At 62.9% G+C, this 22,446-nt stretch carries 18 protein-coding genes; 7 read left to right on the forward strand and 11 right to left on the reverse strand.

What is annotated here, in order from left to right; translation table 11 throughout:
- Window positions 1–7 precede the first annotated feature (7 nt).
- From fabG to VLU25_17470, 4 genes are all read right to left on the reverse strand, one after another.
- Window positions 8–751 (reverse strand): 3-oxoacyl-[acyl-carrier-protein] reductase, encoded by a 744-nt coding sequence (gene fabG, locus VLU25_17455; GenBank protein HSR69723.1) that lies wholly within the window; start codon window positions 749–751, stop codon window positions 8–10.
- Window positions 744–1,658 carry an ACP S-malonyltransferase gene (fabD, locus tag VLU25_17460; GenBank protein HSR69724.1) on the reverse strand — a complete coding sequence of 305 codons (915 nt, stop codon included), beginning with the start codon at window positions 1,656–1,658 and terminating at the stop codon, window positions 744–746. Before fabD ends, fabG begins: the two co-directional genes overlap by 8 nt.
- A gap of 9 nt (window positions 1,659–1,667) precedes the next feature.
- Window positions 1,668–1,850: a 50S ribosomal protein L32 gene (gene rpmF / locus VLU25_17465; GenBank protein HSR69725.1), complete on the reverse strand. Its 183-nt coding sequence runs from the start codon at window positions 1,848–1,850 to the stop codon at window positions 1,668–1,670.
- Between the two features lie 72 nt (window positions 1,851–1,922).
- Complete coding sequence (locus VLU25_17470; protein ID HSR69726.1) at window positions 1,923–2,456, reverse strand: DUF177 domain-containing protein; 534 nt, start codon at window positions 2,454–2,456, stop codon at window positions 1,923–1,925.
- A 616-nt stretch (window positions 2,457–3,072) separates the two neighbouring features.
- Here VLU25_17470 and VLU25_17475 point away from each other — a divergent pair.
- The 4 genes from VLU25_17475 (at window position 3,073) to VLU25_17490 (ending at window position 11,635) form a co-directional block, all read left to right on the forward strand.
- Window positions 3,073–5,088, forward strand: a complete 2,016-nt coding sequence (locus VLU25_17475) for a cytochrome D1 domain-containing protein (GenBank protein HSR69727.1) — start codon at window positions 3,073–3,075, stop codon at window positions 5,086–5,088.
- Window positions 5,089–5,148: 60 nt separating this feature from the next.
- Window positions 5,149–5,784, forward strand: coding sequence for an SCO family protein (locus tag VLU25_17480; protein ID HSR69728.1), 636 nt, complete (start codon window positions 5,149–5,151; stop codon window positions 5,782–5,784).
- Window positions 5,781–6,371: an SCO family protein gene (locus VLU25_17485; protein HSR69729.1), complete on the forward strand. Its 591-nt coding sequence runs from the start codon at window positions 5,781–5,783 to the stop codon at window positions 6,369–6,371. The genes VLU25_17480 and VLU25_17485 overlap by 4 nt, the downstream gene beginning before the upstream one ends.
- 131 nt (window positions 6,372–6,502) lie before the next feature.
- Window positions 6,503–11,635, forward strand: coding sequence for a copper oxidase (locus VLU25_17490; protein ID HSR69730.1), 5,133 nt, complete (start codon window positions 6,503–6,505; stop codon window positions 11,633–11,635).
- 88 nt (window positions 11,636–11,723) lie between these two features.
- Here the strand turns inward: VLU25_17490 and VLU25_17495 are convergent, their stop codons facing one another.
- The 3 genes from VLU25_17495 to VLU25_17505 are packed head-to-tail and all read right to left on the reverse strand — an operon-like array spanning window position 11,724 to window position 13,672.
- A complete protein-coding gene (locus tag VLU25_17495; protein HSR69731.1) occupies window positions 11,724–11,954 on the reverse strand; it encodes a hypothetical protein in 231 nt (76 codons plus the stop codon).
- 21 nt (window positions 11,955–11,975) lie between these two features.
- Window positions 11,976–12,533 (reverse strand): hypothetical protein, encoded by a 558-nt coding sequence (locus VLU25_17500; GenBank protein ID HSR69732.1) that lies wholly within the window; start codon window positions 12,531–12,533, stop codon window positions 11,976–11,978.
- Window positions 12,534–12,547: 14 nt separating this feature from the next.
- Window positions 12,548–13,672 carry a hypothetical protein gene (locus VLU25_17505; protein ID HSR69733.1) on the reverse strand — a complete coding sequence of 375 codons (1,125 nt, stop codon included), beginning with the start codon at window positions 13,670–13,672 and terminating at the stop codon, window positions 12,548–12,550.
- A 277-nt stretch (window positions 13,673–13,949) separates the two neighbouring features.
- Here VLU25_17505 and VLU25_17510 point away from each other — a divergent pair, with 277 nt between their 5' ends.
- A complete protein-coding gene (locus VLU25_17510) occupies window positions 13,950–15,515 on the forward strand; it encodes an ABC transporter substrate-binding protein (protein ID HSR69734.1) in 1,566 nt (521 codons plus the stop codon).
- Window positions 15,516–15,602: 87 nt separating this feature from the next.
- Here VLU25_17510 and VLU25_17515 read toward each other — a convergent pair whose 3' ends face one another.
- The 4 genes from VLU25_17515 to VLU25_17530 all read right to left on the reverse strand — a co-directional run bounded on the left by VLU25_17515 (window position 15,603) and on the right by VLU25_17530 (window position 20,887).
- On the reverse strand, window positions 15,603–16,973 hold the full coding sequence (locus tag VLU25_17515; protein ID HSR69735.1) for a dipeptidase: 1,371 nt from the start codon (window positions 16,971–16,973) through the stop codon (window positions 15,603–15,605).
- A 213-nt stretch (window positions 16,974–17,186) separates the two neighbouring features.
- Window positions 17,187–18,485 (reverse strand): adenylosuccinate lyase, encoded by a 1,299-nt coding sequence (gene purB / locus VLU25_17520; GenBank protein ID HSR69736.1) that lies wholly within the window; start codon window positions 18,483–18,485, stop codon window positions 17,187–17,189.
- A gap of 142 nt (window positions 18,486–18,627) precedes the next feature.
- Window positions 18,628–19,254: a dephospho-CoA kinase gene (coaE, locus tag VLU25_17525; protein HSR69737.1), complete on the reverse strand. Its 627-nt coding sequence runs from the start codon at window positions 19,252–19,254 to the stop codon at window positions 18,628–18,630.
- 106 nt (window positions 19,255–19,360) lie between these two features.
- Window positions 19,361–20,887 (reverse strand): sulfatase, encoded by a 1,527-nt coding sequence (locus VLU25_17530; GenBank protein ID HSR69738.1) that lies wholly within the window; start codon window positions 20,885–20,887, stop codon window positions 19,361–19,363.
- Window positions 20,888–21,177: 290 nt separating this feature from the next.
- On the opposite strand from VLU25_17530, the gene VLU25_17535 reads away from it, so the two are divergent.
- Window positions 21,178–21,900: a methyltransferase domain-containing protein gene (locus tag VLU25_17535; protein ID HSR69739.1), complete on the forward strand. Its 723-nt coding sequence runs from the start codon at window positions 21,178–21,180 to the stop codon at window positions 21,898–21,900.
- Between the two features lie 164 nt (window positions 21,901–22,064).
- A complete protein-coding gene (locus VLU25_17540; protein ID HSR69740.1) occupies window positions 22,065–22,439 on the forward strand; it encodes a PadR family transcriptional regulator in 375 nt (124 codons plus the stop codon).
- Window positions 22,440–22,446: the final 7 nt, after the last annotated feature.

A 22,446-nucleotide genomic window follows, 5' to 3' on the forward strand; every position in this document is an offset into this window, starting at 1 on the left:
CCACCTTCTACATGTACAATCCGCCGTTAATGTTTAGCACATGGCCCGTGATATATCCAGCCGCGTCAGAGACTAGAAATCTCACTCCCGAGGAGACGTCCTCCACGGTGCCGATCCGCCCCAGCGGGATCTGTTTCTTCAATTCCTGGGCGGCCTTTTCGTTGACCTCCGCCGTCATGTCAGTTGCGATGAAGCCGGGCGCCACGGCGTTGACGGTGATGCCGCGGGAGGCTACTTCGCGCGCCAGCGCCTTGGTGAAGCCGATGACTCCAGCCTTGCTGGACACGTAGTTGGCCTGGCCCGGATTGCCCATCTGACCCACCACCGAAGTGATGTTGACGATGCGTCCGGCCCGCTTGCGCAGCATGGCGGCCAGCACTTCCCGGGTCACCGCAAAGGCGCCGGTCAGATTGGTGGCCAAAACTGCATCCCAGTCGGCGTCCTTCATCCTCAGCATCAGTCCGTCACGGGTGATCCCGGCGTTGTTGACCAGGATATCGACGGCGCCGTGCTCCTTGAGAACCGTTGAAAGTGCGCTTTTTACCTGTTCACGGTCACTGACGTCAAGCGCAACTCCCGCGGCCCGGCCTCCCTGAGAGGCGATTTCCTCGGCCAGCGCGTCCACGTCGGCTTGCTTGCGGCTGGCTGCCAGGACCATGGCGCCATCGGCCGCCAAGTCCTGCGCAATGCGGCGTCCGATACCGCGGGAAGCGCCAGTCACCAGCGCGATCCGTCCTCCCAAATCACTCATAGCTTTGCACCTGCTCCCATCCTGAGACATTGGACAACACGGCCTCGGTGCCGATGCGCCGCATCATTCCCGTCAGCACCTTGCCGGGCCCCACTTCGGTCACCCGGGTGACGCCTTGGGCATTGAGCGTCTCCATCGAGTCGGTCCAGCGCACCGCTGAGGAGACCTGTTCGACCAGCCCCCGGCGGGCTTCCCGGCCGCTGCGCACGATGCGGGCCTGCACGTTGTTGATGAGGGGGATCTCCAGGTCGTCCATGGGCGTCTCCTGCAGCACCCGTGCCAGCCGTTCCTGTGCCGGCTTCATGAGGCGGCAGTGAAAGGGCGCGCTGACGGGCAGTTTCAAAGCCCGGCGTGCCCCCCGCTCGGCGGCCAGGGAACAGGCGCGATCTACGGCCTCGCTGTGGCCGGCGATGACGATCTGATCGGGGGTGTTGAGGTTGGCCGGCTCCACCACCTGGCCTTGAGCCGCCTCCCGGCACACTTCCCGCAGCGCCTCCAGTTCCAGGTTGAGGACGGCGGCCATGGCACCCACGCCCACCGGAACGGCCTCCTGCATGAACTGTCCACGTCGCCGCACCACCCCTACGGCATCGGCGAAGGAGAGCGAACCGGCGGCCACCAGCGCGCTGTACTCGCCCAGGCTGTGGCCGGCCACGATGTCGGGACGATGTCCGCGTTCGTGCAGCATGCGCAGCAGGGCTACCGATACAGTGAGAATGGCGGGCTGGGCGTTCTCGGTCAGACGCAACTGGTCCTCGGGTCCCTCAAAGCAGAGGCGGCTGAGCGCCATGCCCAGGGCCTCGTCGGCCTCTTGGAAGGTCCGGCGGGCAGTAGCGTCCTCCTGGAACACATCTCGGCCCATGCCCGGCGACTGCGAGCCCTGGCCCGGAAATAAGAAAGCAAGCATGGGCCTCGTTTAGATCTCCTCGACTTCGATGACCTGACGGCCCTTGTAGTAGCCGCACTCCATGCAAACCCGGTGAGGGAGGGTGGGCTGGCCGCAGTTGCTGCACACCGACAGGCTGGGCGGCGTGAGAAAGTCGTGGGCCCGCCTCTTGCCGCGGCGGGAACGGGAATGTCGTCGTTTAGGATTCGCCATCTCTTTATCCTTTGCTAACCATCAGCGCCCTCCAGCTCGGCGCCGCTGGCGGCGCCGTCAAGGCCGAGGCATTTACTTCATGCGTTCCTTGAGTTTGGCCAGAACGGCCAGGCGGGGATCCAGCGACTCCTGGCTGCACTCGCAACTCTCCTCGTTCCAGTTGGCCCCGCATTGGGGGCACAACCCCTTGCAGTCAGGACGGCAGATCGGCTTCATGGGCACCTCCAGCAAGAGCTGTTCGTTGACCAATCCGGCCAGGTCGATCTTGTCGCCTCGGTAGAACCCCGTCTCCAAGTCTTCGTACTCCAACTCGAACTCTTCGCCCTCTTCCGCCAATTCCGGATCTGGACAGTACTCCACCTGGAAGGATTTGTCGACTTCCAGAGGAACCGGCTCCAGGCAACGGCAGCAGGGAAGATTCAGTCGGCCCTCGACGCGGCCCTTGATGCGGGCGATGTCGTCGAGCAGGCGGACCGTGGCTTCTACAACAGCCGGCTGGCTCAGGGTGCACTCCGAGGGATCGAGATCGAGGTCCGGCCCCGTGAGTTCGCGCCGCAAATGCAGCGGCTTGCCCGTCTCCCTGATTTCAGCCAGTTCGATCCACATGCCAATTCTTGATTCCCTCTCCGCGCGGGTCCGCAAATGGGCCGCAAGTTAAACGGCTAAGGATATAGAGCAGGCATTTCTGTGTCAAGCGCCTGTTGCGGCCGGAGAATCGGGGTGAGGGGTTGGCCGAGCCGAGGTTCCTGAGGGATTTGCCCCAGCGGGAGTCTTGCTGCTCCGCGGCATTTCGCCCCAATCGCCCGCCGTACCGCCAGGACACGCCTTTCCAGGCTCAGCGAGCCTTTGCGGGCGGCTTCGAGAAAAGTCTGAAAGTCCCCCAAAAAACCGCTTTAGCGGCAGTGAAATTCGGCCTTACCGATTACCTTTAGCCGAAAACAATTGACCCGTCATCTAACTGCGGCGGATCACCCAGGAATGAGCGAAAGCGCTGCGGTTGGACTTGGTTTGGCCAAACGATTGGACGCCGAAACCTGCACAAATACGCATTTTTCAAGTTTTGGCCCGCTTGTTGCTACAGGGGGAGGCGTCTTCCAAGCGCGTATCCAAAAAGTACACGCAAGATTTAAGTAGCAAACATACTGGACAAATCGGCTGAAGGGATGACTCGATCAGAGCTGTAATCCAGTCTCTAGCGAAACAACGATAAGGTTGGAACAAAATGAATATACGAGCTGGTCAACCGATTGTCTGCTTACTGACCTGGTGGGTGCTGCTGACGGTTCTCGGCCTGCATGCCCTCGCTCAGCAGGCGCCTGAAAGGCAAGGCAGCGAAGCCGCTGAAGAGTCTGAGCCGGTTCCTGGAGCCCCCGTCTACCGGGGCGGATTCGAAAGCGAAGGCATCGCGGTCGACTTCACCATGCGCAATCTGGTGGCCTCAAAGGCCGCCCAAGGCGTGTTCCAGGAAGGCGATCCGGTGGAAGTCAGCTTCCAGATCCGCGACACCGCCACCTCAACGCCGCTCTCGTCCGTTTATCCAGCCGCCTGGATGGATCGGAGGGCCGCCGGGGAGACGGTCGATGACGAGGCCTGCCGCACCAAGATCGAAGCCTTCATCAGCGGCAGCCTGCTGACTCCTCCCGAATTGGACATGAACGTCTACCACGTGCTGGCCATGAACAACGACGGGACCATTTCAGTGGTGGATCCTCTCTTCGGATTCGGCACCACCAAGCTGTTGAGCATGATCTTCCTGCCGGGTCCGGCCAAGGACTGGGCCTTGACCGAAGATCAGACGCGTCTCTTCGTGTCCGTTCCCAACACCAGTCAGGTGGCGCTGGCCTCCACCGCCAATTGGAAGGTGGAGCGCCTGATCGACGTCGGCTCGCAGCCGGGGCGCATCGTCTTGCAGCCGGACGAGCGTTATCTATGGGTAGGCTACAGCAGCGGACGCAAGGGCGGCATCAACATCATCGACACCGAGACGCTCGAGGTGGTGGCCGACATCCCGGCGGGAGTCGGAGCCAAGCAGATCGTCTTCGACCGCGACAGCCGCCACGCCTTCATCACGGCTCGTGATGAGGGGCTGCTGACGGTGATCGACGTGCGCCAGTTGAAGAAGGCCACCGACCTGGAACTGGGCGGCAAGGCGGTTTCGATGGCCTATTCGCCGGTGGCCGAGGCGCTCTTCGTGAGCCTGACCGACCGCGGTCAGGTGGTTTCGGTGGGAGCCCGCGACTTCAAGATTCGGGCCCGCATGCAGGCTGATCCCGGTTTGGGGCAGATCCTGGCAGGACCCGGGGGACGGCTGGTCTTTACCGTCAATCCCTTGGCCAACACCTTGCATGTCATCGACAGCGCCTCCAACCGCATCGTGCAGACGGGGGACATGCTGGCCGGGCCGGAGCAGTTGGCGGTTACCGACGAGCTGCTTTACGTGCGTCACCGCGACAGCGAACTGGTCTTCATGATTCCGCTGGCCGAACTGGGACGGGAAGGCGAGTTGGTACCGGCCATTGACTTTCCTGGAGGGCAAAGGCCGTTCGGCAGCTTGGCCAATCCCACTCCCGCCCCCAGCATCGTGCAAGCGCCGGGCGCCTCGGCGGTGCTGGTGGCCAATCCCGCCGACAAGATGATCTACTTCTACATGGAGGGCATGGCTGCTCCCATGGGAAGTTTCAAGAACTACGGACGCAGCCCCCGCGCGGTCATGGTGGTCGACCGCAGCCTGCAGGAACGCCGTCCGGGAGTCTACAAGACTTCGGCCATGCTGCGCCGTCCGGGAACCTACGACGTGGCCTTCTTTCTCGATTCGCCCCGCATCTTCCACTGCTTCCAGGTCAAGGTGGATGAGAACCCCGAGCTTGATGAGCGGCGGCGCGAGGAGCGTGGTGTCGACATCGAGCCGCTGCTGGTGGCCAAGGCCTACCGGGTGGGCGAAGAAGTCGATCTGCGCTTCCGCATCACTGATTCGATTACCGGCCAAGCCAGAGAAGGCCTGACCGACCTGCAAGTGCTCAGCTTCCTGGCGCCCGGAACATGGCAGAACCGCGTTTTGGCCCAAGAAGCCGGTGACGGCGTTTACCGCGCCAGGCTGACGCCGCCCCAGGCCGGAGCCTACTACGTCTTTCTGTCCAGCCCGCAACTGGGCCTGACCTACAAGGAATCTCCTTTCGCCATCGTCTCGGTGGTGGAGGAAGCCGTCCAGGCCCCGCCGGCGGACCTGGCCAATCGATAGAGAAAACGAATCCAAATCCGCTCCGGCTCAAGCGAGCCGGGAGTCGAGGGGGAATTGGCTATGACTATCTTGAAACGAACCCTGCCGGTCCTGTTGGCCCTGATGACGGCGGCTCTGCCGCTGGCGGCACAGGACAAGCACTGTCACCAGGCTTCCGCGCCCAAAGCGGTAGCGGGAGGTACGGCCCAGCAGGTCTCGGGACTCGACATTCCCGATCTGCGCATCTACGACCAGGACGGCAAATCGCGCCGCTTCTACAGCGAATTGGTGGAAGGCAAGGTGGTGGTGATGAACTTCATGTTCACGACCTGCACCACCATCTGTCCGCCCATGGGCGCCAACTTCGGCAAGCTGCAGCAGCGCCTGGGAGCGCGGCTGGGACACGACGTCTTCCTGCTCTCGGTGTCGGTCGATCCGGCAGTGGACACGCCCCAGCGCATGAAGGCCTGGGGAGCCCAATTCGGACGCCGGCCCGGCTGGACGCTGGTCACCGGTCCCAAGTCGCGCATCGACGAGATTCTCAAGGCCCTCAAGGTCTTCACTCCCGACAAGAACGACCACGCTTCCACCGTGCTGCTGGGCAACGACCCGGCCGGGCGCTGGACGCGCGCCAACGGACTGGCCGCCCCCGAGCAACTGATTGCCATCATCGACGAACTGGCCGCTGAAACGGCCCAGGTGGAGGCGGGACAATGAGATACAGCCGCAAGATTCTGCTCGCGACGCTTGCGCTGCTGTGCCTGTCCCTGTCCCCGGTCATGGCCGCGGGAGAAGGCGACAGCGGCAGCCAGGCCGCGCGCAACTACTTCACCGACGTCGTCCTGATCAACCAGCACGGCGAGCCCATGCGCCTTTACAGCGATCTGCTGCAAGGAAAGGTGGTCATCATCAGCACCTTCTTTACGGCCTGCGACGGGGTCTGCCCGGTGAGCCAGTCCAACCTCAAGAAGATTCAGGACTGGCTGGGCGACCGCATGGGCAGCGAGGTTCATTTCCTCTCGCTGAGCGTGGATCCGCTCAACGACACGACCGAGAAGCTGGCCGAGTTCGCTGCCCGCTACAAGGCGCGTCCGGGTTGGCACTTTCTCAGCGGCGATCCCGAGAACGTCCGCTTCGCCCTGCGCAAAGTGGGGCAGTTCGTGGACGACCGGGAATCGCACCAGTCGATTTTCATTATCGGGAACGAGCCTACCCGGCTGTGGAAGAAGGCCTTCGGGCTGAGCAAGCCGGAAGACTTGATACCGATCGTGGATAGCGTTCTCAACGACAAGCCCGGTTTCTAGGAATGTCTGCGAGAGCCGGCCTTGAGAGATGTCTATATGCCGCCGGTGCGAGACCGGCGGATAGCTCCGCGAGGAGTTTGTTGAACAGCAGAGCGGGCATCAAGCCCCGACTCGCATCGGAGGATAAGAGGATGTCTAAGTCAAAGATCAACGGCCCCTGGCCGCACGCATTCAGATTCGTCATCGGGGTCCTGGTTGTGATGGCGTTAGCGGGTCCCATCTGGGCCCAAATCGCCGAACCCGGCGGACCCGTAGCCGAAGAGCCCAACGCGGGAACCTGTCAGCGCATCCTGACGGCCAAAGTGGTGGCTCTCGATCAACCTTACTTTTGGAACCGTCTGGGAGCGGTGCAGCCGCACGGCATGATGTACGCTCTCCGGCGCGACGTGGAGCCTTTGCCGGGCTATTCCGGACTGCAAGCCGGGAGGGTGCGCCTGCGCCCCGACAAGCGGCCCCGGCCCCTGGTTCTGCGCATGAACGTGGGCGACTGCCTGACAGTCGAGTTCACCAACTTGCTGGATACGCCCGCGCCCAGCGACAACAAGCCGCTCACAACCCACGCTTCCATCCGCGCCATCGGAATGCAGCTCGTGGACTCGATCGATTCCGACGGCTCATGGGTGGGCAAAAACCCCAACAACAGCATGGTTCCCCCCAACGGAACGGCCCACTACACCTGGCATGCCCAGCGTGAGGGAACTCATCTGCTCTACAACGGCGGAGCCATGGTGGGAGGCGAAGGCGACGGCGGATCGATCGGCAACGGACTCTTCGGCGCCATCAACGTCGAACCCCGCAAGGCCGAGTGGTACCGCAGTCAACTGACCGCCCAGGAAATGGCCTGGGCATCGGTCGGACTGAGCGCCACGGGTCATCCCATTCTCAACTACAATGCCGTCTATCCGGCGGGACACCGCTTTGCGGGCGCGCCCATCATCAGGATGACGCAGGCTTCCCTGGGATCGCCCCTGGAGATCATTCATTCCGATCTGACGGCCATCATCACGGGACCCAACCGCGGCAATTTCCCGGCTGGGACCTATCCGCCCAATCCCGTCTATCCGCAGCGTCATCTGCCTTTCCGCGAGTTCACCATCATCTTCCACGATGAGTTGGGCGCCGTTCAGGCCTTTCCGGAGATCTTCGACAAGGACATCAACCCGGTGCTGGCCCACACCACCCATTCCACCCGCGACGCCTTCGCCATCAACTACGGCACCGGCGGCATCGGATCCGAGATCTACGCCAACCGCATCGGCGTAGGCCCCATGCGCGACTGCGTGGAGTGCAAGTACGAGGAGTTCTTCCTCAGTTCCTGGACGGTGGGCGACCCCGCCCAGGTGGTCGACATTCCGGCCAATGCCACCTGCCCCAGCTTCGTCCCGGGAACGCCGGGATGCCAGCCTCGGGCCACCAAGGTGCTCTATCCCGACGACCCCTCCAACGTCTATCACTCCTACCTCAATGAGCACGTCAAGTTCCGAAACGTGCTGGCGGGATCGGATGACCACCACATCTTCCACCTGCACGCGCACCAGTGGCTGCACACGCCCGACAGCGACAAGTCCACCTACCTCGACTCGCAAGCCATCGGGCAGGGCACATCGTTCACCTACGAGATCACCAATGGAGGCAGCGGCAACATCAACCGCACCGCCGGCGACTCCATCTTCCACTGCCACTTCTATCCCCACTTCGCTCAGGGAATGTGGTCGATGTGGCGCGTCCACGACGTCTTCGAGACGGGAACGCCTCTCGACGTCCTGGGACGTCCTCTGTCTGGCGCCAGGGCCTTGCCGGACGCCGAAATCCTGGAAGGGACCCCCATTCCGGCGCTGGTTCCGCTGCCCGGCTATGTGATGGCTCCCATGCCTCAGCGCAAAGCCAGCATCAGCAACGGCCAGATCGTGCTGGGACCGGGAGACGGCAATCCCGGCTATCCCTTCTTCATTCCCGGCGAAGCCGGACACCGTCCGCCCACCCCGCCGCTGGACGTGCTCGACGACGGCGGACTGCCCCGCCACGTCATCACCGACGGCGATTTCTGGGAGGTCCACACCCGTCTCGACTTCACCAAGATTCTGGAGGAGGCCGACGCTTATGCGCTGCCTTCCAGCGGAACCCAGGTTGAGGAAGCGGCCATGAGGTATCACGCCAGCAACCATCCCAGCATCTACCCCACCGGCGTATCCGGCACCTTCGTGACCAACGGCAAGAAGCCTATCGCGGGAGCGCCCTACGCCGACCCCTGCCCCACGTTGGCCCAGGACGTGTCCGACGCGGCCTTCAAAACCTACAAGGCGGCCAACATCGAGATGGACGTCATCCTCAACAAGAAGGGATGGCACTTCCCGCAGCAGCGCTTCATCTCGCTGTGGGAGGACGTCGACTCCTATCTCAACGGCAACAAGCCCCCCGAGCCCCTCTTCTTCAGGGCTCACAGCGGCGACTGCGTGGTTTACCATCACACCAACCTGGTGCCCAACATCTATGAGTTGGACGACTTCCAGGTGCGCACGCCCACCGACATACTGGGACAGCACATCCACCTGGTGAAATTCGACGTCACCGCCTCGGACGGAGGCGCCAACGGATGGAACTATGAGGACGGGACGCTTTCTCCCGACGAGGTGCGCGAGCGCATCCACGCCATCAACCTGCGCGGCGGACTGCGAGCCAGCAAGGGAAGCAACCTGCGCCAGATTCTGACGGCCCAGCCCCATCCCTTCTTCGGATCGGGCCACAACGGCAAATGGCTGGGGGCTCAGACCACCATCCAGCGCTGGTGGGCCGACCCGGTTCTGGACAACGACAACAACGACCGCACCCTGCGCACCGTCTTCACCCACGACCACTTCGGTCCTTCGACCCACCAGCAAGTCGGCCTCTACGCCGGATTGGTGGTGGAGCCGGCCGGCACCGACTGGTTCCACAGCGAAACGGGAGTGCCGCTTTACACCCGCACCGACGGCGGACCTACCACCTGGCAGGCTGCCATCGAGAATCCCGACGATCCTGAAGCCAGCTTCCGCGAGTTCATGTTCGAGTTCTCGGACTTCCAGTTGGCTTACTGGCCCAACGAGAAGGAGCCGCTGCTGCCTTATCCGCATCGGGCCCGCCAGCCCGGCGAAGGATTCGACGATCCCGACAACGCCGTCAATCCGCCGGCCCGCAAGCAGATCGGACTGCCCTTCCTCTACGAGCGTCCCCGCGAATGCCCGGGAGGAGTCAAGCCTCCTTGTCCCGAGCTGATCTCGGCCGACGATCCGGGCACCTTCTCGGTCAACTACCGCAACGAGCCGGTGGCCTTGCGCGTCCGCGACCCGCAAAGCAACACTCAGGCCCCGGGCCTACAGGGAGACCTCTCCTACGCCTACGCCTCCATGCACAGAGCTGACCAGGATCTCAACACTCAGCCTAACTTCTATGACAGGCTGACCAAGGACCAGCGTCCCACCGACCCCTTCACTCCCCTGCTGCGGGCCTTTGAAGAGGACCCGGTGATCGTCAAGATCCTGGTGGGCGGACAGGAAGAAGAGCACAACTTCTCGGTCCACGGACTGAAGTGGCTCTTCGAACCCGCCGACGACAACTCGGGCTTCCGCAACTCGCAGATGATGGGCATCTCAGAGCAGTTCAACCTCGAGATCCCGGCTCTGCCGGCCGGCACCGGCCAAGGCCGCGAACGTTTCACCGATTTTCTCTACAAGACGAGTTCTTCAGTGGACGGACAGTGGAACGGCGTCTGGGGCATCATCCGCGGCTATCGCGGAACCGCCGCCGCCGGCGAGGCCACTCCCCTCAAGCCGCTCAACGCCAACCCCAACGGCCGGGCCCCCTCCGACTACAACTTCCTGAGTCCGGACATGCCTTGCCCGGCCGGAGTCCCGGTGCGCAACTACAAGCTGGTTGCCGTTCAGGCGGCCACCGCTCTTCCGGGCGGAAAGCTGGTCTACAACAGCCGAAATACGGTAGTTGACCCCGGCACTCTCGGAGCCAAGCAGGGACCGTTGGTGGATCCCACCGCGATCCTCTTCCTGAGAGCCTCGGACTACAACTTCAACACCAAGAAGATCAAGTCCGGAGTCCCCATCGAACCGCTGATCCTGCGCGCCAACGCGGGAGACTGCATCACGGTGGAATTGCTCAACGAGATGCCTGCCGGCGCGGCGGCGCCCGACCTGGACGGCTTCAACGCCATGCCCAACATCATCGAGCGCTTCAACGCCAATCAGGTCAATCCCTCCAACGAGGTGGGCCTGCATCCTCAACTGGTCTTTTTCGATCCGGCCAACAGCGACGGTCAGAACGTCGGATTCAACGACATTCAGACGGTGGCTCCGACCGGCACCATCACCTATCGCTGGTTTGCGGGGGAGGTGCGATTCGTCAGCGGCCAGGTCGTGACCATTCCCATCGAGTTCGGCGCCACCAACCTGATGTCGTCCGATCCCATCAAGCACTCCAACAAGGGCGCAATCGGAGCTCTCATCATCGAGCCCCAGGGATCGAGGTGGATCGACGACTACCGCATGAGCCAGGTGAGCACCTTGCCTCACCCCGACATGCGTCCCACCCGCGCCGCGGCGACGGTATTTCCGCCCAACGGAAAGCCCTTCCGCGAGTTCGTGACCCTCTTCCAGACCGACCTCAACCTGCGCTACGACCAGGACAACTCGGCCGTCAAGCACCTGGCGGTCAACGAGGACGCCGGCGAGCGCGGGCAGAAGGCCATCAACTACCGCACCGAACCGCTCTGGTTCCGTCTGGGCTACAAGCCCGAAACTCCTCCCACCATCACCCGCACCAAGGACTACACCCGGGTGCTGAGCAACAGCTTGGTGGGCGGCGATCCCGAGACCCCGGTCTTCATCGCCGAACCCGGAAGCGACGTCCGCTTCCGCGTCCTCAGCCCGGGCGGGCACACCCAGAACGGCGCCTTCGAACTTCGCGGGCACATCTGGGAAGAGGAGCCCTACGTCAACGGATCCCATCAGTTGGGCGCCAACCCGCTCTCCGAGTGGCAAGGCAGCATCCACGGCCTCGGACCCAGCAGCCACTACGACGTGCTGGTCAAGAACGGGGCCGGAGGCGCGTTCGAAGTTACGGGAGACTACCTCTTCCGCGACTACGTCTCCTGGATGTTCCACAACGGGTCCTGGGGAATCCTGCGGGTCGATACGGGCGGGATCATCGATCACGCCAAGGAACTGGTCGATGCCAACATCATCTCCAGTTCGGCCACGGCCCCCAGCCTGCCCTAGTGCGGCTGCCCCTTCAGGCCATCAGGCGCCCGAGCCTCTGCCGCGGCAGAGGCTCGGGCCTCTTTTCCGCTAGAGCGACTCCTTTCCGCTAGAACTCCAGGCAGTGGAAGTCCCATCCGCTATTGCAGGTGATGTGGCAGCCGTCTGCGAACCCATAGCCGTTGCAGCTCAAGGCTCCTCCACAAAACCTTAAGTCCTCGCATCCGAAGTTGGAGAAGGACGTGGCGGTGGCGTCCATGGTGTTCACGGCCAGGACAGCCGTCACTCCGACGGCCAGCATCAGGCTCAAGGCTATGACGGCAATGATTCTTCGAAACATGATGGATCTCCTTTGATTGATTTAGCGGTTCTCTGCCCCCCAGCTCGCACTTAACGCCTTCGAGTTTTCATTCGGGCCGGCTTCTGAGAGCCAGGCAGCCAATTGCCGCGGGCTTGCGGCGGGCCGCAGGCGTCCGTTCACTTGGAGGAAAAGCGAACCGTTGAGTGTTCGCACAGAACGGCGCTCCTCCAGATGAGTCCACCCAGCCTGTAATTCTTGGTCAGCGACCGTCACCGCGAAGGGCAATCCGAAGTTCTCGCGCAAGTTGCGGACGTCGTGTTCCTGGAAGGCGCTTGAAAGAACGATCACCACCCCCAGGCGGGGATGGCTTCTCTCCCATTCCCTAAGCTGTTCGATAAGCTGATGGGCTCCGCAGGTGGTGTTGATCTTGGAAAAAAGGGCCACGATGCTTGGGGCCGGGAAGTCCTTGGCGGAATTCAAGGACGCAAGCGTCTGCGACCCGCTTAGCAACGTGGCTAACTCCTGGCGGGCCTCCTGCAGCGGAGAAGTTGGCTGTGAACGGAACAGCAGCATGACCGCCAGCAGGGCGAAAATCACAATATTGGCCGCCAGCAGCATGCGGATAAGCGATTTCATGACAGCGGCTCCTCGCTCTTGGAGTCCGGCGCCAACTCCAACAGCACATGATGGGGTTCTTGTGGGAATGGCGGATTGCGCAGAGCCAAGACCAGAAAAACAGGCTCATGCCGGGCCCCGCCCCGAACATCCAGCCCGTTCAAGTCCAGGAGCTGGAGATTGTCATCCTGCCAGCGATAGCGTGCCTTTTCGCGGCCCTCGAAGTCGAGGCGAAGGATCTCCACGAAGGGAAGGTGCAGCAACACGAAAAGTTCCTTGCCGTCCAGCACCAAGTCGGCTGTGTAACGGGGTGCCAGCAAGGAGCGGCCTTGCCCGCCCGTCAAAGGCCAACGAGCGGCAGCCCGCACTTCCCGAAAGAGCGGATGCTTGATCTGGCGGGCGGCTATTTCCCGGCCCGAACCAGTATCGAATACGCGTAACACCGGCTCGCGTTGCCCCAGCGCCCAGAGCCGGCCGAAGCCGGAGGCCAAAAAGACGTTATCCAGCAAGCCCCGCCAGGCCTCCTGCGAACTGCGCTGTCCCAAGCCGGCTATCTTGCGTCCGCTTGCGTCGAGATGAATCAGCAGGGGCTGGTCCGGACGCGCTCGCGTCCAGCGGGGATTGACCCAAATCGAGCCGTCGGGCAGGACCGTGAAGTCGAAGAGGTTGTAATAGGTGTGGAAGGAGAAGAGCCGCTCCCCCGAGCTCCCAAAGGAATCGATCCGTCCGCTCACGTCCACGTACACCATGCCGCCCTGAATCTCCAGATTGAGAGGATAATCGTCGAGGCGGGGAGTGAAGGGCCGCCAGCCGGAGAGGTCGGGCCGGAAACTGACAACTTGCCGGCGCTCCTGCTCGGCTGCGTGAATGTCTTGAGATGGGCCATAAGCCGGAGCCCCGGCCAGTCGGAGCGAGGCGCCCCCTTCGTTTCCCAGGTCCGGAAAGCTGCCCACAACCCGTAACGGAAGGGCGTGGGATAACTCGACATTCCGCAGCGCTTCCAGCTCGATCGTCAGTTCCTTGGCGAAGCTGATTTCAGGGTGATCCCCGGATTCCGGTGACGGCGGCGCCTGCAATGAACAGGCACCAGCCGAGGCCATGGTCAGCCACACCAACAGGCGCGCCGCCTTGCCGGGCCTCACGCTTCGTGCAACAGCGAGATGCATTTGTAAAAATAGTTATTAGGCTACCGGGACAAGTTGTCTGCTTTTTGCAGTGGTGCTAAGCAGTATACATTTTTAGCAAACATCTCGTCAAGACGAATGAGCCAAGTCGGTTCATTTAAACCAGAGACTTGACAATTGGAATCGACAGACAGCCTTGGCCTCCACAACCTCTGGGGCGGAGCCGCCGCATCCTCGCGGCGACCGCTTGAGTGGACATGAGTGCCTGGTGGCCTTTTTGCTATCTTCTAATGTCATGCGATCCATCCGCGCTCTCGGCCTTTCTCTGGCGGCTGTTCTCCTCTTGTTGTTGGCGGGGGCTCTGGCTCAGCTCGGCCCCGACGCCCAGCGTGGACGGGAGATCTACAAGCGGGGGACGGCTCCAGACAGCGAGGAGATCATCGCCGTCATCTCGGGCAGCGGGACGCGCATTCCGGCCGCCGCCATGCCCTGCGAAAGCTGCCATGGCATCGAGGGGGTAAGCTCCGTCCAGGGATCGCTTTCGCCCAGCGACATCTCCTGGCCGGCCTTGACCCGCCCCATGCAAAGCGAAAAGCGCAGCCGTCCCGCCTACGACGAGGCCAAACTGCGCCGCAGCATCACCTTGGGATACGACTCGGCGGGCAATGAACTGTCGGCTTCAATGCCCCGCTACCTTTTCACCCGCAAAGATCTGGACGACCTGGTGGAATACATGAAGACGCTGGGCACCGGGCAAGAGCCGGGACTCAGCCACGAAGCCATCGCCTTGGCCACGCTGTTGCCGGCCCAAGGCCGTCTGGCCGAGCAGGGCACGGCGGTCGAGGCCGCCCTGCGGGCCGGGCTGCAAGAGATCAACCAGGGCGGGGGCGTTGCGGGACGCCGGCTTAAGCTGCAGGTGGTCGAGGCCCCTCTCGACCCTTCCCAGCGGCTGGAAGCGATGCGCGCCTTGCTGCAAGATGGCTCGGTGTTCGCCCTGGTTTCGCCCTTCTTCATCGGGGCCGAGGAACTGATGAGCGGCTTGGCCGAGGAATTCGGCGTCCCCGTCATCGCTCCCATGACCCTGCGGCCCCGGTTGGGGGATCCGGTCAATCCCTACGTCTTCTACCTGCAGGCGGGACTGCAGGACCAATGCCGGGCCATGATCCGCTTCGCTTCCAGCGCCGCTGGCTCGAACCAGCCCCAGGTCTCGGTGCTGGTCTCTTCCGACGGGCGTTTCGACCGGGCGGCCCAGGCGGTGGAGGCCCAGGCGGCGGCCCTGGGATGGCCCGCGCCGCGCCGCGCGGTGTGTCCGCCCCAGGGCTGCCACCAGGCGATCTTCGAAAGCTTGAGGAAGGCTGAGAGCGACATCCTGGTCGTGCTGCTGCCCGCTCCTCAGGTCAGGCCGACCTTGCGCCAGGCTGATCAGGCGGGGTGGCGTCCGCGGGTGTTCTTGCCCTCGCTGCTTTTCTCGGCCGCTCTCTTCGGGGCTCCCGGGGACTTCACGGGACGTCTTTTTGTCTCCTATCCCGTCCTGCCTCCTGATCTGCCCCCAAAAGGCCGCGACAGAATGCGGCAGATGGCCCTCTCCGAGGACTTGGCGGAGGACTATCGGTTGTTGCAGGCCGGCGTCCTGGGCGCTGTGGAGGTGCTGGCCGAGGGGCTGAGGAGAGCGGGCAGAGAGGTCGGCCAACGCCGTCTAGTGCTTCAGCTTCAAACGCTGCAGGGCTACGCCACCGGATTTACACGGCCTGTCACCTACAGTCCTTACCGGCGTGTCGGGATTCTGGGCGCCCATGTTGTTCCGGTAGACCTGGCGGGTTCCCGGCTGGAGCTACCCGGGGTGTGGGTGGAGTTGAATTAGGGGCTGGCGGGCTGGAGCGCCAGCCGGGCCAGTTCGCCGAGTTGAGGCATTGCCTGAAGGGCCGCGGGGATGCGGCTTGCGCCTACCTCAGGCCAACTTGGCGAACTCTTCCAGGAAGTGGGCGGCGGCGCGCAGGCCTCCGTAGAAATTGTCGAGGTTGAGGTGTTCGTTGGGGGCGTGAGCGTTTTCGTCGGGCAGTCCGATCCCCAGCAACACGGTGGGGACGTTGAGGGCCTCGGCGAAGGTGGCCACCACCGGAATCGATCCGCCCTCGCGCTGGAAGACCGGACGCTTGCCGAATCCCTGCTCGATGGCGTTGGCGGCGGCTTTCAGGGCCGGGTGATCGAGGGGGGCTACCCAGGGCTGGCCGCCGTGCAGACGGGTGACTTTGACGTTCACATAGTCGGGAGCCAGCGACAGCACGTGCTTCTCGAAGAGGTCTTCGATCTTGTGCGGGTCCTGATCGGGAGCCAGACGCATGGAGACCTTGGCCATGGCTTTCTCGGGCAGGACGGTCTTGGCCCCTTCTCCCGTGAATCCGCTCAGCAGTCCGTTGACCTCCAGGGTAGGACGCGCCCACACCTGCTCCAGCGGCGTGAAGCCCTTTTCTCCCGCCAGCCCTTTCAGTCCCAGCGACTTCTTGAATTCCTCTTTGTCGAAGGGCAGCGAGGCGAACTCGTCGCGTTCGGCCTGAGTCAGCTCGCGCACGTCGTCGTAGAAGCCGGGGATGGTGATGCGGTCATCTTCGTCCTTGAGAGCCGCGATGATTTGGGCCAGCACGAAAGCCGGGTTGGGGACCGGTCCACCGAAGGACCCCGAGTGCAGGTCGGTGTTGGCTCCCTGTACGTCGACCTGGCAGTAAGCCAGTCCCCGCAGCCCGTAGCAGATGGAGGGCACGCCCTTGGCGAACATGGCGGTGTCGGAGATGAGCACGCAGTCGGCCTTGAGCTTTTCAGCGTTCTTCTCGATGAAGGGATCGAGGTGGCTGCTGCCGATTTCCTCCTCGCCCTCGATCAGGAACTTGACGTTGACCGGCAGTTGCTTGCCCAGCTTGTGGTAGGCTTCGCAGCTCTTGAAATGGATGATCACCTGCCCCTTGTCGTCGGCCGATCCGCGGGCGTAGAGGTTGCCGTCGCGCACGGTGGGCTCGAAGGGGCCGCTCTTCCACAGCTCGATGGGGTCCACCGGCTGCACGTCGTAGTGGCCGTAGACCAGCACGGTGGGTTTGGAGGGATCGGCGATCTTCTCGCCGTAGACCAGGGGATGGCCGGGAGTCTTGATGACCTCCACTTGCTCCATGCCGGCTGCGGTCAACTGGTCGGCCACGAAGCGCGCCGCCCGGGCCACATCGTCCTTGTGGGCTGGGTCAGTGGAGACGCTGGGGATCTTCAGGAACTGGCCCAGTTCTTCCAGGTAGCGTTCACGGTTTTTGTCGATGTAGTTAATGACGTCCTGCATGATGGTGTTCCTTATGCACGGTGGGTGCGGCCGAGCCGCCTCGCTGTGCTATTTCACGCTTTCAGCGTTTCTCTTTGTTTGTATCCCGAACCCAGGGTGCCGCTCGGTCGCTGCGCTCCATCGCTCTACCCTGGGTAGCCGATGGCTCGCCTGCAGCGAGCCGGACTCGACTTTTCCCTTTGATCTGCCTGGGACACGGTCTGGCCGCATCACTCAGTGTGCGCCGAAGACGCGCTCGAAGACGGCGTCGACGTGCTTGATCTTATCTTCCAGGCTGAAAGCCTGTTCGATGTCGGCTTCCGAGAGATGGGAGCGGATGTCGGAGTCGTTGAGGATGAGGGTCTTGAAGTCGGCGCCCTCGTCCCAAACCTTCATGGCGTTGCGCTGGACCCATCCGTAGGCCACCTCGCGCAAGACCCCGCGCCGGGCCAGTTCGAGGAGCAGTCTCCCCGAATAAACCAGGCCTCCCGTCAATTCGATATTCTCTCGCATCCGCCCTTCGTCCACAACCAATCCCTCCAGGACACGGCGCAGCCGGATGGTGAGGAAATGGGCCAGAGTGGTGCTGTCGGGCAGGATAACCCGTTCGGCCGAAGAGTGGGAGATGTCGCGCTCGTGCCACAGGGGCACGTTGTCCAGCGCCACTTGGGCATTGGCGCGCAGGACGCGCGAGAGTCCGCTGATGTTTTCGCAGTTGATGGGATTGCGCTTGTGGGGCATGGACGAGCTGCCTTTCTGGCTCTTGGCGAAGGGCTCGCGGGCCTCCCGCACCTCGGTGCGCTGCAAGTGGCGGACTTCGACGGCCATCTTGTCGTAGCTGGCTCCCAGAATGGCCAGGGTGCAGAGGTATTCAGCGTGACGGTCGCGCTGAAGGGTCTGGGTGGAGGCGGCGGCGAATCCGATGCCGAGCTTGGCGCAGACGGCCTCTTCCACCTCCGGCGGAAGGTGGGAGAAGGACCCCACCGGGCCGCTGATCTTACCCACTTCAAGCGTCTTGCGGGCCCGGCGGAAGCGCTCCCGGTTGCGTTCCATCTCCGAGAACCACACCGCCAGCTTGAGTCCCAGCGTGGTGGGCTCGGCGTGGACGCCGTGAGTGCGTCCCATCATCGGGAGGTGTTTGTAGCGTTGGGCCTGTTGGCGCAACACCTGCAAGAGCTGCAGGATCTCCTCTTCGATCAGTTCCGAAGCTTCCCGCACCCGCAGAGCTTGAGCCGTATCGACCACGTCGGTGGAGGTCAGCCCCAGGTGGATGAAGCGCGATTCCGGGCCTACGTGCTCGGCCAGCGCGGTCGTGAAGGCGATGACGTCATGGCGGGTCTCACGTTCGATTTCGTGGATGCGCTCCACCTCGAAGCGGGCCTTCTGGCGGATCACCTCCACGGCCTCCGAGGGAATCTCGTCCCGCTCGGCCAGGACTTCGCAGACGGCGATCTCGACGTCCAGCCACTTTTGAAACTTGTTGCGTTCGCTCCAGACCCGCGCCATCTCAGGCCGGGTGTATCGATCGATCATAAAGGCAATATGTCGCGTCCTTCCTCACGGGTCAAGTCTCGCGCCTTGCCGCCGCGCTCTCTACCTTGAAGTCAGCCGGCCTCGCTGGAGGCCAGCCCAAGCTGGTCCGGGCCTGTACTGAAGGTCTTCCCCTGTCCTGGCACTATGATTTAGAGCGCGAGGCTTGCTCCATCAGCTTCTGATAGACCTCGCGGGTCTGACGCAGGGCCGACTCGCGATCTCCGGAATTGTCGATGACGAAATCGGCGAAGTCGCGCTTGTGCTGGACCGGCATCTGGCTGCGGACCCGCCGCAACGCCTCTTGACGGGTGAGCTGGTCACGCTGCATGAGCCGCTTGACCTGCTGCTCTTGAGGGCAGAAGACCACTACCAGAGCGTCATAACGGCGGTAGGATCCTGTTTCGATCATGAGAGCGGCATCCACGACCGCCAGGGCGGGACGCTCTTCCGGCGGACGCCTCCCCAGGTCCTCCAGCCACTGCTTCTGAAAGCGAAACACCTCCGGATGCACGATGGCGTTGAGCCTCTCCCGTGCTTGGCGGTCGGAGAAAACGATGGCCGCCAGCTTGGCCCGGTCAAGCTGGCCGCGGCGGTCGAAGACCCGGAATCCGAAGGCCCGGGCTATGCGTTTCAGCGCCGGACTGCCGGGCTGGACGGCCTTGCGGGCTAAATCGTCGGCGTCCACCGTGGCCGCTCCCAAACGTTGCAGCTCGCGGCGCACCAAAGATTTTCCGCAGGCGATGCCGCCTGTGAGTCCAACCGTCAGCATGCTTCTCCTGGGGCCGCGGGGTGCAGCCGATGCGTTTCTCACACCGATTCACCCCGGGCCGAGGTCAGGCCCCCGTGTGGCGGTGGCCGAATGAAGTCGCTCAGTCTTAAAACTTGAAGGTCCGCCATTCGCTCCAGCAGCGGGGCTGCGTCTTGGGCGAAACGCGGATCTTGACGGGGTTCCAATCCTTTAAAGTGACCCAGATCTCACTCGGAAAGGGTCCCAACAACTGGTGGTTGCCTTCCACCTCGTGAGTGCCGGCGATGTGGTGATCGCCCGTTCCGATGTCGTATTCCACGAGGTACTCGGTATCCAAGTCGCCGCTCCAGTCGAAGAGCAGCGAACCGGTGTGGGTTTCCCACTTCAGCCTCTCGTCCTCCCCTGGAGTGTAGATGATCGGGCAGGACTCGGCCTTGGCCGAAGTATGCACTTGGGGCCGGGAGGCGAAAATTTCCCCCGCCAACTCGCCCGAGCGCTCCCGCCACTCTTGCAGGCGTCCAGCCAAGGCCTTGACCTTCGCCGGACGCGCCGAAGCCAGGTTCCGGCCCTCGCTGGGATCGTCCTCCAAGTCGTAAAGCTCAGGACCGTCCTCACCCTCGATGTATTTGAAACGGCCGTCGCGCAGGCCGTAGACCCACAGATGCTCCCGCTCCTTAGTGGTCTGGTTGCCGGCGATGACCGACTGAAAAAAGAGCGTCCGCTCATGGGGCGGGGGCGAAAGCAGGTCGTGTCCCTGCACGAAGCTGGGAATCTCCCATCCCATCTGCCTGAGCAGAGTGGGGAAGATGTCGACTTGGCTGGCCAGGCGCCGGTCTCGTTTGCCTTGGGGCAGTTGCCCGGGCCAAGCCACGACCAGCGGAATGTGGATGAACTCCTCGTAGAGGCGGGCGTGCAGCGAAGTGGAGGCGTGCCCCACGAATCCGTGGTCGAGCAGTTCCTCGCCGTGGTCGGCGGTGAGTATGATGAGGGTGTCCTCCAGCCATCCCTTCTCCTCCAGCAGGCTGAGGGCGCGTCCAAAGAGTTCGTCCATGCGGTTCATCTCGGCGTCGTAAAGTCTGCCCAACAGCGGACGGTCGCCCTCCTGGAACTCAGTCGATCCCCGGGGCACGATGGCTCCCGTCATGGCAGCTTTCAGTCCGGGACGCTTCATCAGTTCTTGGCGGGGTGCCGGGAGACGCTCGTCGTCAGGATTGTAAGGCTGGTGGACGATGGTGGAGTGGTACCAGAGAAAGAAAGGCTCCTGGCTCTCGCGCCGGCTCAGCCAGTTGATCAGCTCCTGGCCCTCGCGGCTGCCGAAAAAGCGCCGGTCGACTTTGCCCACTCCCAGATTGGCGTAGTAGGGAGCGAAGGTGAAGAAATTCAGGTTGGGCGCTTCGAAACCCTTGCTCTGGAAGATTTTGCTCAGCGTGAGCAGGTCAGATGACCCCATGCGGTCGCGGTTGTTGACTCCGTGAACGGGAGGCGCCAGTCCGCTGAGGATGGAGACCAGTCCCGGAGCCGTCCAGGCCGAGGTGCTGTAAGCGCGCTCGAAGACGGTGCCCTTTTGGGCCCAGGCGTCGATGTTGGGGGTCGGCGAAGGCTGATTGCCGTAGACCCCGAATCGGTCGGCCCGGCAGGAATCGATCGTGAACAAGAGCACGTGCTTAGGCCGCCGCGAAGGGTTGTCCGCGGAGTCCTCTTGAAAGGTCGCAGCGTGCGCGGCTGAGCTGAACGGGCTGATCGTCCACATGAGGAGCACTCCCGCCCACATCCATCTCCGAAGTCTTCTCATCATCCTAATGTTCTTACGCTCTTTGGGCGCACGCCGTTCTCGATTTGCGGGGCGTTCTCGGCTCGAGGCCAGGTTGGATCGAAGGACGTTCGGCCGAGAATCGCGATGACCAGCCGCCGACCCAAGGATGATAACATCCACACTCATCGATCATGGCGAACGGGTATTTGGCGGTTTATGAGCGGTTCCCCGAGTTCCTCAAGCGGCGCATCAATCCCATGGAATATGCGCTGCGCGACTTTGTGCGCCAAGCCGCTCAAAGCCACCCGGGAGAGACCGTCCTCGACGCCGGTGCGGGTGAAAGCCGCTTCCGCTCCTTCTTCGGACGTCACCGCTACTGGGCCTTCGATCTCGCGGTAGGCGAGCAGGACTGGGACTACAGTCGGCTCGATGCTTGCGTCGACCTCTCCCGCCTGCCCCTGAAAAGCGGATCGGTGGGAGCCGTCCTCAACACCCAGGTGTTAGAGCATGTGCCTGATCCCCAAGCCGTCATCAGCGAGTTTCAGCGGGTGCTGCGTCCCGGCGGGACGCTCTATCTGTCAGCGCCCCAAGGCTGGCATGAACACCAACAGCCCTACGACTTCTTCCGCTTCACCCAGTTCTCGCTGCGCCAGATGATGGAGCGCGCCGGCTTCCAGGGCGTCGAAATCGAGCCCATGGGCGGCTACTTCCACTACTTGGGCCAGCGCTTCACCTACATTCCCAAGATCCTCTTCCAGCACCGCCGCGGACTCCCCAGGGTCCTGCTGTCCCCCCTTGAACTGTTGTCGCTGGGCCTCTTCTGCTTCCTAGTGCCGGTGCTCTGCTCCTACTTGGACGTCTTGGACCGCAAGAAAGAATTCACCCTCCTCTACCGCTGCCGGGCAAGCAAATAGGCGGGCCGGGAGATGGCGCCGCGGCTCCGGTTGGCCGATTTCGACCGTCGGCACTAGACAGTCACATTTGTTCCATGCTACGTTATACCGCGTCACGGTATAACGCTTGAGGGAGTAGCCAGAGGAAACCCTGGAGACAAGGAAGCCGTACAAGGAACACAGAGATGACTGATTTGCACCAGAAGGAACGCCGAGAGGACGTGGAATCGTTGCTGCCGCTGACGGTCCCGGTCTATCAGATTCTACTTTCGCTTGTGGATAACGACCTGCATGGCTATGCCATGATTCAGGACATCCGCGAACGGACTGAAGGCGAGGTCGATTTGACCGCCAGCACCCTTTACGCCGCTCTCAAGCGGCTCTTGCGCGACGGCCTTGTCAAGGAGATCGATGCTCCTCGAGAGGTCCGGGCCGAGGACTCGCGGCGGCGCTACTACCGCGTCACCGGGCAGGGACAAGACGTTCTGCGTGCGGAAGCGCGCAGGCTGGAGCGGGCCCTGCGGCTGGCTCGTGAAAAGGCGGTGTTGGCTTCCGACTGAACCGTGA

The sequence above is a fragment of the Acidobacteriota bacterium genome (genome assembly GCA_035471785.1).
In the GTDB taxonomy this organism is placed as follows: domain Bacteria; phylum Acidobacteriota; class UBA6911; order RPQK01; family DATIPO01; genus JANQFM01.

Bases quoted from the DNA above. Each gene is read 5' to 3' on its own strand.
- fabG (HSR69723.1), bottom strand. From the start codon at position 751: ATGAGTGATTTGGGAGGACGGATCGCGCTGGTGACTGGCGCTTCCCGC.
- fabD (HSR69724.1), bottom strand. From the start codon at position 1,658: ATGCTTGCTTTCTTATTTCCGGGCCAGGGCTCGCAGTCGCCGGGCATG.
- rpmF (HSR69725.1), bottom strand. From the start codon at position 1,850: ATGGCGAATCCTAAACGACGACATTCCCGTTCCCGCCGCGGCAAGAGG.
- VLU25_17470 (HSR69726.1), bottom strand. From the start codon at position 2,456: ATGTGGATCGAACTGGCTGAAATCAGGGAGACGGGCAAGCCGCTGCAT.
- VLU25_17475 (HSR69727.1), top strand. From the start codon at position 3,073: ATGAATATACGAGCTGGTCAACCGATTGTCTGCTTACTGACCTGGTGG.
- VLU25_17480 (HSR69728.1), top strand. From the start codon at position 5,149: ATGACTATCTTGAAACGAACCCTGCCGGTCCTGTTGGCCCTGATGACG.
- VLU25_17485 (HSR69729.1), top strand. From the start codon at position 5,781: ATGAGATACAGCCGCAAGATTCTGCTCGCGACGCTTGCGCTGCTGTGC.
- VLU25_17490 (HSR69730.1), top strand. From the start codon at position 6,503: ATGTCTAAGTCAAAGATCAACGGCCCCTGGCCGCACGCATTCAGATTC.
- VLU25_17495 (HSR69731.1), bottom strand. From the start codon at position 11,954: ATGTTTCGAAGAATCATTGCCGTCATAGCCTTGAGCCTGATGCTGGCC.
- VLU25_17500 (HSR69732.1), bottom strand. From the start codon at position 12,533: ATGCTGCTGGCGGCCAATATTGTGATTTTCGCCCTGCTGGCGGTCATG.
- VLU25_17510 (HSR69734.1), top strand. From the start codon at position 13,950: ATGCGATCCATCCGCGCTCTCGGCCTTTCTCTGGCGGCTGTTCTCCTC.
- VLU25_17515 (HSR69735.1), bottom strand. From the start codon at position 16,973: ATGCAGGACGTCATTAACTACATCGACAAAAACCGTGAACGCTACCTG.
- purB (HSR69736.1), bottom strand. From the start codon at position 18,485: ATGATCGATCGATACACCCGGCCTGAGATGGCGCGGGTCTGGAGCGAA.
- coaE (HSR69737.1), bottom strand. From the start codon at position 19,254: ATGCTGACGGTTGGACTCACAGGCGGCATCGCCTGCGGAAAATCTTTG.
- VLU25_17535 (HSR69739.1), top strand. From the start codon at position 21,178: ATGGCGAACGGGTATTTGGCGGTTTATGAGCGGTTCCCCGAGTTCCTC.
- VLU25_17540 (HSR69740.1), top strand. From the start codon at position 22,065: ATGACTGATTTGCACCAGAAGGAACGCCGAGAGGACGTGGAATCGTTG.